8 protein-coding genes and 1 pseudogene are annotated in these 12,660 nt (G+C 36.2%); 2 read left to right on the top strand and 7 right to left on the bottom strand.

The window, feature by feature from the left end; genetic code table 11:
* Positions 1–40: 40 nt before the first annotated feature.
* Positions 41–676, top strand: coding sequence for a high frequency lysogenization protein HflD (gene hflD, locus GIY03_RS02830; protein ID WP_457913619.1), 636 nt, complete (start codon positions 41–43; stop codon positions 674–676).
* Positions 677–688: 12 nt separating this feature from the next.
* Positions 689–2,071, top strand: a complete 1,383-nt coding sequence (gene purB / locus GIY03_RS02825; RefSeq protein WP_457913618.1) for an adenylosuccinate lyase — start codon at positions 689–691, stop codon at positions 2,069–2,071.
* A 989-nt stretch (positions 2,072–3,060) separates the two neighbouring features.
* On the opposite strand, the gene ybgF is transcribed toward purB, so the two are convergent.
* The 7 genes and pseudogenes from ybgF to gyrA all read right to left on the bottom strand — a co-directional run.
* Positions 3,061–3,843, bottom strand: coding sequence for a tol-pal system protein YbgF (gene ybgF / locus GIY03_RS02820; protein WP_457913617.1), 783 nt, complete (start codon positions 3,841–3,843; stop codon positions 3,061–3,063).
* 9 nt (positions 3,844–3,852) lie between these two features.
* The gene (gene pal, locus GIY03_RS02815) at positions 3,853–4,362 is read right to left on the bottom strand and encodes a peptidoglycan-associated lipoprotein Pal (RefSeq protein WP_457913616.1); all 510 of its coding nucleotides are present in this window, start codon (positions 4,360–4,362) and stop codon (positions 3,853–3,855) included.
* 42 nt (positions 4,363–4,404) lie between these two features.
* Positions 4,405–5,694 carry a Tol-Pal system beta propeller repeat protein TolB gene (gene tolB, locus GIY03_RS02810; protein WP_457913615.1) on the bottom strand — a complete coding sequence of 430 codons (1,290 nt, stop codon included), beginning with the start codon at positions 5,692–5,694 and terminating at the stop codon, positions 4,405–4,407.
* A 386-nt stretch (positions 5,695–6,080) separates the two neighbouring features.
* Positions 6,081–6,896, bottom strand: a complete 816-nt coding sequence (gene tolA, locus GIY03_RS02805; RefSeq protein ID WP_457913614.1) for a cell envelope integrity protein TolA — start codon at positions 6,894–6,896, stop codon at positions 6,081–6,083.
* Between the two features lie 81 nt (positions 6,897–6,977).
* Complete coding sequence (gene tolR, locus GIY03_RS02800; RefSeq protein ID WP_457913613.1) at positions 6,978–7,406, bottom strand: colicin uptake protein TolR; 429 nt, start codon at positions 7,404–7,406, stop codon at positions 6,978–6,980.
* Positions 7,403–8,122 (bottom strand): Tol-Pal system protein TolQ, encoded by a 720-nt coding sequence (gene tolQ, locus GIY03_RS02795; RefSeq protein WP_457913612.1) that lies wholly within the window; start codon positions 8,120–8,122, stop codon positions 7,403–7,405. The genes tolR and tolQ overlap by 4 nt, the downstream gene beginning before the upstream one ends.
* Positions 8,123–10,012: 1,890 nt before the next feature.
* A pseudogene (gene gyrA, locus GIY03_RS02790) lies at positions 10,013–12,556 on the bottom strand (DNA topoisomerase (ATP-hydrolyzing) subunit A); the annotation flags it as partial.
* Positions 12,557–12,660 lie beyond the last annotated feature (104 nt).

Genomic DNA, 12,660 nt, shown 5'->3' with positions numbered 1-12,660 from the left:
CGCACATTATATATTACACATTGTGTTTAAAGGAGTTTCTGTGGCGAAGAATTATTATGATATCACATTAGCAATGGCCGGAATTAGTCAAGCGGCACGGCTAGTTCAGCAACTAGCATATCAAGGACAATGTGATTGTCCAGCTTTGCATACTTCTCTTAGAAGCTTATTATATATAAATTCTACTTCTACGTTATCAGTATTTGGTGGTGAAGTGCGTCAACTTAAAGTTGGTTTAAAAACCCTAATAAGCGTACTTAATGCTAGTCATACAACGTCGAGCGCCGAGCTAATTCGTTACACTCTAAGCTTAATGGTATTAGAGCGAAAACTGCATGCTAATAAACATGCGCTACAAATCCTTAGCGAGCGTCTCAACCAACTCGAGCGTCAACTCGTGCATTTTACGCTTGAGTCAAATACGATTATCAATGCGATTGCAGGTATGTATATCGATGTAGTGAGTCCGCTTGGACCACGTATTCAGGTTATCGGTTCTGCAGCAATTTTGCAGAATTCACAGGTGCAGGCTAAGGTGCGTGCGACGTTATTAGCAGGTATACGTGCTGCAGTGTTATGGCAACAAGTCGGCGGCAGTCGACTGCAGCTCATATTTTGCCGTCATCGTTTACGTAAGCATGCAAAAAATATCATGGCTAGTCTTAATAAATCTTAGGAATTAATGCCAATGGAATTATCTCCACTAACTGCCGTTTCACCTATTGATGGACGCTACGGTGATAAAGTAGGCGTATTTCGCGCCATTTTCAGCGAATACGGTCTACTAAAATTCCGTGTGCAGGTAGAAATACGTTGGTTGCAAGAACTGGCTGCTTGCACAGAAATAAAGGAAGTGCCTATTTTTGATGTCCATGAAAATGCTTTTCTTAATAAAATTATCGAGGAATTCAGTGAGGAAGATGCGCAACATATTAAGCTCATTGAGCACACGACTAATCACGATATAAAAGCAATCGAGTATTTTCTAAAGGAAAAGATGATCACGATCGCTACCTTACATAAAATATCTGAATTTATTCACTTTGCTTGTACTTCAGAAGACATTAACAACTTATCTTATGCACTAATGCTCAAAGCTGCACGTCAAGATGTATTAATGCCTTATTGGCGAAAAATTATTGAAAAGATAAAAACTTTATCGGTAGAATATTGTAATGCTCCTTTGTTATCTCGTACTCATGGTCAGCCGGCTTCTCCATCTACCGTCGGTAAAGAACTGGCTAATGTAGCCTACCGCATGGAACGTCAATTCCGTCAATTAGAAAAAGTAAAGATCATGGGGAAGATCAATGGCGCAGTCGGTAACTATAATGCTCATATTATCGCTTATCCAGAAGTAGATTGGCACTCCCTTAGTAAAACTTTTGTTACTTCTTTAGGGATCATTTGGAATCCATATACTACTCAGATTGAGCCACACGACTATATCGCTGAATTATTTGACTGTGTCATACGCTTTAATACTATTTTAATTGATTTTGATCGTGATATTTGGGGTTATATGGCCCTTAATCACTTTACGCAAAAAAATATTGTTGGTGAGATTGGCTCTTCTGTTATGCCGCATAAGATCAACCCTATAGACTTTGAAAACTCAGAAGGAAACCTAGGCCTAGCAAATGCAGTATTGGGTCACTTAGCTAGAAAACTTCCTGTGTCTCGGTGGCAGCGTGATCTAACGGATTCTACTGTGTTACGTAATATTGGTGTTGGTTTAGGTTATGCATTAATTGCTTATCAAGCGACAGTCAAAGGAATGAGTAAGCTCGAGGTAAATCAAACACACTTGCTAAACGAGCTTAATCATAATTGGGCAGTACTAGCTGAACCTATACAAACTATAATGCGTCGCTACGGCATAAAAAAACCGTACGAAATCATGAAAGAAATAACTTGTGGTAAGTCGGTACATGCTTCTGACATTCAGGCATTTATCGATAATTTAGCATTACCGGAAAAAGAAAAAGTGCGTCTAAAGGCGATGACACCAGCCAATTATATTGGTTATGCCGCCGCTATGGTTCTTGAGATGAATGGGATAACTAAGTAATACTTATAGTAGTTAATAGATATTCGTTACCTCCTTTAAAGTATATTCCTGTTGAAAAGTTTTCTAAATATTCTCATGAATCTATTATGTACTGTGAAATTAGATTAAAATTACTCAACTAATTCTGGATTAGTATTTCTGTTCATGGAAAAAGGTACGGTTAATATATATATGTTTTACTAATAATTTCTGAGTGTGCAAGTATTATTTTTGAATAAAAAGAAAAATGAACATATCGTACTTCAGTTTATAAAAATCGAATATACTGTTTTAAAAAAGTAGAAACCCCTCAATGTTACTGAGGGGGTTTATATTAGACCTGTGTAACGTTTTTATAGTGATCGAGAAACTAAGGATGCTATGTAATGATGTTGTTTTTGCTAAATGTATAGTATAAAAAATACTGGTTATAGCTAGTGGCATAGCTAGAATAATGAATTAGATGCTGCACGCACCAACTAGCATGTTTTATAAAAAACGAGTACGTTGTTGGTTTTTGTTCATGCTCACAGAACGATATCGATTATGCGTATATTATAAGGTCAAAATAGAGTCATAATCAGCTAATCAACTTTTACGCATGTGTTGTACATCTTTGTTATTAAGAGTCAGCATATAAATATAAAGGTATAAACAATGAACATATTAAGCGTTAACTATCTTCTTTAGTGAGATACGGTTAAACTCTATCACTAAACTGGTATAGCAGTTTTCCTAATAACCGAAGCGGTAGTCGTCAACTTTACCGATAGTAAAGTTAGATTGTGATTATCATATAAACAATGTGAGGGATAATATCTTACTAAATTTCATGCCTAATCATTCAAATGTATACATATCTTAGTAGTTTGAATTCTTATTATAATGTAGATGAGAAAATAAAGAATACTGATATGTTCTGAACATATTATCATTGTAAGTCTAATAGTTGATTATTAGATAATGAACTGAGCGTTTAGTAGAATTAACTGATGTCTCTATGCATTTTTTTATTTTAATAAGTATATGCGATGTTTCGCGAGGGCAGATGCTTTGCTAAGTGGATAGCGTTTTATTACTTGTTGAAATATAATCTTAGCTTTTTTAGGCTGTCCTCTTTCCTGCATAATGCAACCTATTTTATACATGGCATCGGGTGATTTAGATGACTTTGCGTAGTACTTGATTACTACCGAAAAATAGTAGGCTGCATTCTTTGTATTGCCTTGACTATAAAAAAGCTGACCTAACCAATAATTTGCATTAGGTTGATAAGTAGATTGTGGATATTTTTTAAGGAAGGAGTAAAACGCAGAGATTGCATGGTCAAATTGTTTTTTTTCTAGCGCTAGAGAAATAGCTGTATTATAGTCGCTATTTTCATGTACATGATTCTCTACAGTCGTAAGTGTTTTGCTATTATTGCTAGAGAAGTTAGTGGTTTTTTGCTTATCTATAGTGCTGTCAGGATGGACGTCACTTGTATTCAGATGGTTAATCTGTTGATCGATGTGTTTTTGGTGTTCAACTACTTGACTTAATTGATGTTGAGTTTCTTGAATTTGTCCGCGCAGAGTGTCAATATCGCTCTGATTTTCAGAGAGTTGTGTCTCGAGTTGATATAAGAATTGGCCCTGAGAATCACTAATTTGTTTAAGCGAGGTTATCTGTTCTTCAAGTGAATTATAACTGATATGGCTAATTGGCGCTTGGGCAGTAGCGACGCTATGGGCCGCTACACTATCAATCAGCAACAAAAGACGAAAAACATCATATCTAAAATTACTTTTCATATAATTTTCTTAGTAAATTAGAACAGCACGACGATTTTTAGAATAAGTTGCTTCGTCATGACCTAATGCGGCTGGCTTTCCTTCACCATAAGAAATGATAGAAATCTGATCAGCAGCAACACCTTTGCTTTGTAAGTACATTTTAACGGAGTTAGCACGACGTTCACCTAGAGCAATGTTATATTCTGGTGTACCACGTTCATCTGCATGTCCTTCAATAGTTACCTTATAGAATGAATGATTACGCAAGAACGTCCCATGTGCATCCAGCATTTGAGTAAACGCAGAGCTAATATCATATTTATCTAGATTAAAGTAAACAGTTTTATTCTTATGTAATGCTTCTATTTCTAAAAGTGTTTCTTCTGTAGAAGAAAAGTCATGTCTGCTATTTTCTATATCAGTGTCAGCTTTTATGTGTGTTTGATCGTCATTTTTGTATTGGTTAGAGCTACAACCTGATACACCTATAACTAGTAATGTTATAAAAAACACGTGTAGTATTTTATTTGAATGCATTTTTTGTTCCTTAGTATAGTTTTATATGTCTTAACCTATGTATCATAGGTACGGCGACCAGGAAGGGGATGTAACTTGCCCATCAATAATCGGGAGGTGCTTCTTAAAGTGTCCATCAGTTGATATCAGTTGTAATGTGGATCTCATACCGTATATAGCACTATAGATTACCATTGTATCATTTGGTGCAATACTAGGTGTTTCGTCTAGAAGAGTGTCAGTTATGATTTTCACTGATCCTGATTTTAGATCTTGTGTAGCGATATGTTGCACGCCATTCTTAGAACTTACCATAACTAAAAAATTACCATCAGCAGTAATTTTAGCATTCTGATTTTGAGAACCCTCCCATGTTAACCGCTGCGATACTCCTCCGCTAGTGCTGATCTTATAAATTTGTGGTTTGCCTCCTTGATCAGAAGTGTAAGCTAGAGTCTGTCCATCTGGGAACCAGGTGGGCTCAGTATTATTGCTTCTTTCATTGGTAATTTGTTTTATCTGACCGGAGCGAAGGTTCATCATATATAGGTTTAAGCTGCCGTTTTTAGATAGCGCAAATGCCAGATGACTTCCGTCTGGGGAAAACGCTGGTGCTCCATTGTGACGTGGGAAGGCAGCTATTTGGCGGATAGCTCCGTTAGTTAAGTTTTTTATAACTAGTGCTGAGTGCCCACGTTCAAAAGTTACAAAGGCTACCTCGTTACCATCTGGTGACCAAGCCGGTGACATTAGTAATTCAGGAGAATGGTGTACTACAAACTGGTTATAACCATCATAGTCTGCCACGCGTAATTCATAAGGAAAGGCACTTGTACTAGATTGTACTATGTAAGCGATACGGGTGTGAAATGCTCCCTTAATCCCGACTAGCTTTTTAAATATTTCATCACTAATGGTATGCGCAGAATAACGCAACCATTTTTTAGTGACTTTATATTGATTCTGTATAAGAATATTTCCTAGGGAACGCGTGGTATCTACTAGTTGATAAGAAATAAAGTACATGCTATTTGCAGCAGGCTTTACTTGGCCAACCACTATAGTATTAATCCCTAGTGCAACCCAGGCTTCTGGGGTTACTTCAGAGGCGATGGTTGGTTGCTGCGGTAAGCGTGTGATGTCAAGCGGATTGAATTTTCCACTGTTACGCAAGTCTGCAGCAATAATTTGGCTAATATTTTCTGGAAGCGTATTAGAACCAGCCCATGTAAATGGTATTACACCAATCGGATCAGTAGAATCAGTCCCTTGGGTGATTTCAATGCGAACTTCTGCGTGAAGAACAGATACCCATAGCACCAAACCTAGTGCTATGCGACAGGATTGTTTCATTTTACCTTCTTTATCTAATTAAAGTATTTTAATAAATATCATAGCATTAATAACCTAGCGATATAATCTGAATCACTCCAAAACCCCTGTTGATTGATTATGAGGTATGTCTGTATTTATTGAAGGACCACAATAAAATATAAAGACCAATCATCAATATGAAAAAAGAAAAATCTATATTTTTACTGATAGTGCAAAATATTATTTTAGATGTGACGTATAACGTAAGTTATTTAAATACATATCTAGTGCCTGCGCTGCTATTTTTTCTGGATCACCTTGCATAATAAGTACTTTTCTACGGATTACATGATTGCGTTGATACTGATTTTTTGTCAGGATATACACCTGGTATATGCTTATAGCATCGCTGTATTAATTGATCGTTATTGAGGTTTAAATCCTAATGTAAAATTTTTAAAATATTGATAAACAGTGTCGTTTGGTGGTGGTGGGATCTGTGCTAACGTAGCAGCAGAGATAGCGGTCTGACATAGCGCTGGATTACCTCTTATTTCTTGTACATTGAGCAATTTGCCATTTGATGCTAATGTGATCCGCAATTCACAGTGTTTGCTAGAAAACAGATCGGAGTTATAAAACTTGCTTTGAATTGCAAGTTGAATCTGCCGCATATAACGATTGATCTCTACATTAGTAATTGTAGAAACTTTTGTTTTATCTATCTCAACTGTTTTTTTGTTCTGTCTATGCTGGTTTACTGTTTTTGTTATATTGTTTGTATTTAGTAAGCTATTAATCAGACCATCAACTATTAAGGATGGTTGTGTGGCGTCAATCGTGGTTTGTGCTCGTAGTGCAGCATCCTTGATTTTAGCATTTTTATTTTTCTTAATATATCCTATAGCAAATGTATCAGGCTTTGCTTTAACGATGTTGGATTTTTTTTGTGTTTTATGTAGTTGTGTTTTTAGTTGTTCAGCTTGTTTCTGAAATTTTATCGGGTGTGACTGTTTAGTATACTGAGAATTATTGCTTAATTGTTTCTCACTATTAAGTTGGTCAACCGCCGGGTTAGAATCAACCATTACTATGTTAAATTCAGAACTTTTATTGTTAGTAGTGATGATATTTTTTTTAAAAGAACTAAAAATCAGTAAAATCAACATCATTAAGTGCAAAGCACTAGAAACAACAATAGCAAGCTTTAGTGTGTTATTTTTCTTGTTTTCCTGTATCAAAATCAGGTCCTAAAAAACTACTGCTATTTATCAGAGGCTTTCACAATATAGCTCCAAGAAAGCGTATTGCATAAGTTATGTTTAAATAGGCTTAGTCATGAGTCCTACGGATCGTATGCCTACTTGTTGGAGAATATTTAATGCTTTGATGATTTCACTATAAGGAACATTCTTATCCCCACCGATTAAAAAAACTGTTTGCGGGTCAGCTATCCAGCGTAACTTAGCTGCGATTGCTACTTGCTTGAGTGGAAGTAACGCCAGACGCTGATGATCTATCAGCAGTGTGTATTGATCAATACCAGAAATCTCAAGAATTACCGGAGGATTTTGAGTACCAGACACTGTTTTAATCTGGTGAGAATAAGGTAGATTGATCTCTACACTTTGCGTAATCATTGGTGTAGTCGCTATAAAAATTAGCAACAATACAAGCAGCACATCAAGAAGAGGAATAATATTGATTTCTGACTGTAGTCTACATCGATGGCGTTCAGGTATTCTGATCATAATCTCTCTATATGATTTGTTTTGGCTAAAGATGATTTGCTATGGTTAAAAAAAGCTTGACGATACAAAATAGCAGTCACTTCTTCCATAAAGTTGTTATAATTTTGTTCAAGTGTGTTAATGCGTTGATTCAGTCGATTATAAGCCATAACGGCTGGGATGGCTACAAATAGCCCGATTGCGGTTGCGATCAATGCTTCGGCAATGTTCGGTGCAATCATTTGTAATGTAGCTATCTTCACTGAACCCAGCGTGCTAAATGCATGCATTATACCCCATACAGTCCCAAATAAACCAATATAGGGACTAGTTGAGCTAACAGTGCCGAGAAACGCAATATGGTTTTCTAGCATTGCTAACTCACGGTTTATTGATATACGCATCGCTCGCGATGCTCCTTTAACTACAGATTCTGGCGAATGATTTTTAGCATGGTGCAAACGAGAGAATTCTTTAAAACCTGCATAAAAAATCTGTTCTGCACCACTTAAACTGTCGTACTGTGCCTGACTTTCCCGATATAAAGAAGAAAGCTCAATACTAGACCAGAATTTATCTTCAAAGGTCTCTGCTTCACGTGTTGCTGTGTTTAGGATGCGCGTGCGCTGAATGATAATCGCCCAAGAGACTACTGAGAAGTAGATTAAAATCAACATAATCAGCTTAACTAGTAGGCTTGCTTTTAGGAATAGATATAGAATGTTTATGTCAGGCACTGCTGAAACTCCATGACAATAACTGAAGCATGTCTCGTAACTTCGTTAGGTTTTAAGGAACTTTTATAATCAATAATTTCACTTGGCATAGAAAAATTCTATTTTAGTTGAGCGGATATTAGGTAAACATAAAAGACTCTACATAGATAATAACGTATCACTCTGTACAATACGTTGTGTATTTATACAACCTATAGAGAAATAATCCAGTGCACTGGGCTGAATGACACAAGTAATATTCTTGATTTCGTGCTTGCTATGCATAAAAGTTATGCCGACAAGGCACTTTAGTACATGCTTTTCAAGCATTAAGGTAACTAACAGAAGAGATACTATTGCCAATATTGATCTCTTTATAGTAAAAGCGATCATTATAATCATATACTCCACATAATCGTAATGTTTATCAATAAAATTCAGAGTTGTTACTATGTATAAGATAGCTTGGGTTACAAGTAAAGGAAAGTTAAATTTAAAAGCACTGAAGACTGCAATAACTTAGAATATAAAAAAACTTCAGAGACATTATATTGGATGATATGTAAAAGTAGACTAGAAATCTTAATCGCTGTATTCTTTTGTATTTTTTTAGATTATCAACTACATCTTACAATGTTTTATTTTATTTAAAGATATACTTGTATCGTATACACTAAAATAGTAGTTAGTGATATAAAGCGCGTTTTTAGAAAATTATGTAAAAGTTAAAAGCCATAATACAGATGTTATTAGATGTAGATCTAATTAACAATAAATTTCCTAAATTTCCTACAATTCCTAAAATTCTAGAACCTTAATTTTATAAGAAATTTTATAACCAACGCACGCAATTGATTGTAATTATTATTTTGCGTTCATATAGCGCTCCACTAAAATAGCATGCATCCTTGATTTACTAAAAATAGATCTTCTGGATTGCGTACAAGCTATCATGAATTCCATATGAGATTTATAGACTAACCGCGAACATTGATTATGTAATAAACGCTAAAGTAATCTCAAGAGGATTGCAGTATAGTAAAGCAGAAGCTGTTTCTTATTTTATTACCTATTATATTGATACTTTCTAGCTGTCGATTTAGGCTATAATGAAATAGATAGTGCACTAGAATTGAAGGTAGATTTTTGTAGCATCGCATATTGACAAGCTGCTTCATCAACAATAAACATCATAAATGTTATTATGACATGATTGTATATAGCCTCTTCCTGTTTTAGGTAACATGCTGATTAGCTATCCTTTGCGCTAATTCTATAATTTAGGCTACTAGATAATCGTTATATCAAACAGATATGCTACTAGCAGTGAACTGATTAAGTTATGCGTTATGTTATACGATAAAGCTATATTGCTAGGTGGTATCTTTGCTATATTGGGTTTTCTGGTTCTTTATAAACTTTTAGTGTTCAGGTTAAATCCAATATTGTCGTAGTGAGAGTTTCTTTTGGTGAGTTTACATCATGCAGATTTAGTTGACAGGTTTTTCAGATGTACAAGTGCATGAGTACGTACAGAAAAATCTAAAACTACTCATTGAGATATAAAGAAGGTAATGTCATAGATTTAAGAAGTCCATGTAATGAAGAGCCAACTGTTAGCAGATGCAGCATCTTAATGAATGCTATCTTTGTATTGATGTTTTTCATGAGTATTCGATATTTATCGATTGCCAACAGTTAGATTAGTTAGACGGCTAGTTAATGGTACACCTTAATTCGTTTTATGATATCAGTAATTAAGAAAGCGATATAGCATTATGCTAATGTCATGTTACTAATAAGGTATTGATTATTTACGTAGATTTATTATCTTGTTTTTTGCATTTCGTATTCTTTTGATTGATAACTATTACGTTTTTGTAATCTCTTCTATTTTTTCTTTACACTATCTATCTCTGTATTTTCTGCAAATTCAGTTATTCGTTGTAAGTCGACAACATTCTCATTTTTTAATGTGCGGATTAAGGTGACACCTTGGGTATTGCGACCTACTACGCTGACTTCTGATGCTCTAGTGCGGACTAATGTACCTGCATCGGTAATCATCATAATCTGGTCGCTAGTTTTCACTTGTAAGGCACCAATAACCTGACCATTACGTTCACTCACTTTGATGGAGATTACCCCTTGAGTAGCGCGTGATTTAATTGGGTATGCTGTAATTGCAGTGCGTTTTCCAAAACCATTTTTAGTTACAGTTAAGATATCTCCTGTATCACGTGGCACGATTAGTGAGATCACACTATCTCCTATGCTTAAATGAATACCACGCACACCAGTAGCAGTGCGACTCATAGAACGCACTTGTGTTTCCGGGAAACGTACCACTTTTCCACTAGCGGCAAACAACATGATTTCATTGCTGCCATCCGTGAGATCGACACCAATTAGTTCATCTCCTTTTCGGAGATTAACTGCAATAATACCAGAGCTGCGCGGACGGCTGAATTCGGTCAATGCAGTCTTTTTTACTGTGCCACTGGCCATCGCCATAAATACATAGTTTCCTTTGTTATATTCACGCACTGGTAGGATTGCGGTAATACGTTCATTAGCTTCCAACGGAACTAAGTTAATAATTGGACGACCGCGTGCACTACGGCTGGCTTCAGGCAGTTGGTATACCTTTACCCAGTAGAGATGACCAAGACTTGAGAAGCACAGCATGGTATCATGGGTATTAGCTACTAGAAGGAGATAAATAAAATCTTCACCTTTAATACGAGCAGCAGAGCGCCCTTTGCCGCCTCGACGTTGGGCTTCATAGTCAGATAACGGTTGATACTTTATATACCCCCCATGCGTCAATGTTACAATTACATTTTCTTGACTAATTAAATCTTCAATATGAATGTTTTCTGTATTACTGTGAATTTCAGTACGACGGTGATCGCTATACCGCTGTTTAAGAGTGACTAGTTCTTCACGGATCACTTCCATTAAACGATGTGGATTGTCTAGAATAAAACTTAGCTCATCAATTACATGTAGTAATTCATGATATTCATCAAGCAATTTATCATATTCTAAAGTAGTTAATTTTTGCAAACGCAGATCTAAAATCGCTTGAGCTTGTTGTTCAGTCAGATGGTATCGATCATTATGGATCGCAAACTTTCGTTTTATCCGTTCTGTTTTAGTAGTATGATTACTGATACGTGCCAGTATTTCAGATATATTATCTGAGCGCCAGGTCTGGGCGACGAGTGCCACTTTTGCTTCTACTGGCGTGGGTAATCGACGGATGAGCGCGATGATTGAATCAATATTAGCGAGTGCAATCACTAGAGCTTCTAAAATACAAATACGTTCTTGAGCTTTCCGCAGTTTAAAAGTAGTTCGGCGTGTCACTACATCACGACGATGACAAACGAATGCTAACAGTATTTCTTTTAAGTTAAGTAATTTTGGCTGTCCTTGATGTAATGCTACCATATTAATACTAAAAGTTACTTGCAATTGAGTCAACGCATATAAGTTATTGAGTACTACTGCACCAATAGCATCGCGTTTAATTTCAATCACAATACACATGCCGTCTTTGTCAGATTCATCACGCAAAGCACTGATACCTTCTAGGCGTTTTTCTTTAACCAATTCAGCGATTTTCTCAATCAGACGTGCTTTATTAACCTGATATGGAAGCTCGTGAATAATGATAGTTTCACGATTAGTGTTAGTATGCGTTTTAACTGTAGCACGCGCTCGAAGATAAATTTTACCACGTCCGGTGCGATATGATTCCTCAATACCACTGCACCCATTAATAATCGCTGCTGTCGGAAAATCAGGACCCGGAATGTGCTCCATCAAACCTTTGATAGTAATATTTTCATTATCAATATAAGCCAGGCAACCATTAATAACTTCTGATAGATTATGTGGTGCAATATTAGTGGCCATACCTACAGCAATACCTGATGCGCCATTAACTAGTAAATTAGGGATTTTTGCTGGCATAACGGTTGGGATGTGTTCAGTATCATCGTAATTAGGAGTGAAATTCACTGTTTCTTTGTCTAGATCCGCTAGTAGTTCATGAGAAATTTGAGACATGCGCACTTCGGTATAACGCATTGCTGCAGCTGAGTCGCCATCAATGGAACCAAAATTACCTTGGCCATCTATCAACATATAACGCAATGAAAATGACTGTGCCATACGTACAATCGCATCATAAACCGCAGTATCACCATGTGGATGATATTTACCAATCACATCGCCAACGACACGAGCCGATTTTTTATATGGTTTATTCCAGTCGTTACCTAGTACGCTCATGGCATATAGAATGCGGCGGTGAACTGGTTTGAGTCCATCACGTACATCTGGCAGTGCACGTCCAACAATAACGGACATCGCGTAGTCTAAATATGAGTTTTTTAGTTCGTCTTCTATATTTACTATTGTAATTGCTCTAGTAGGATTGTGCATAGAGCGGTTATCCTTTGACTAATTATTATAGTGGTTCACTAATATTGGTTATACTACCTAATTATTGTAGAAACGCTGTGCGTATTAGTTTAGCGTGAAGCTTT

This window comes from Candidatus Gillettellia adelgis (assembly GCA_020541285.1).
Lineage (GTDB): Bacteria > Pseudomonadota > Gammaproteobacteria > Enterobacterales > Enterobacteriaceae > Gillettellia > Gillettellia adelgis.
The sequence above is the reverse complement of the archived record's forward strand: the minus strand, read 5'-3'. Positions and strand labels throughout refer to the sequence as shown.

What these genes read in the sequence shown, in the direction of transcription:
- tolR (WP_457913613.1), bottom strand. Translation starts at nt 7,406, where the DNA reads ATGATCAGAATACCTGAACGCCATCGATGTAGACTACAGTCAGAAATC.
- pal (WP_457913616.1), bottom strand. Translation starts at nt 4,362, where the DNA reads ATGCATTCAAATAAAATACTACACGTGTTTTTTATAACATTACTAGTT.
- tolB (WP_457913615.1), bottom strand. Translation starts at nt 5,694, where the DNA reads ATGAAACAATCCTGTCGCATAGCACTAGGTTTGGTGCTATGGGTATCT.
- ybgF (WP_457913617.1), bottom strand. Translation starts at nt 3,843, where the DNA reads ATGAAAAGTAATTTTAGATATGATGTTTTTCGTCTTTTGTTGCTGATT.
- purB (WP_457913618.1), top strand. Translation starts at nt 689, where the DNA reads ATGGAATTATCTCCACTAACTGCCGTTTCACCTATTGATGGACGCTAC.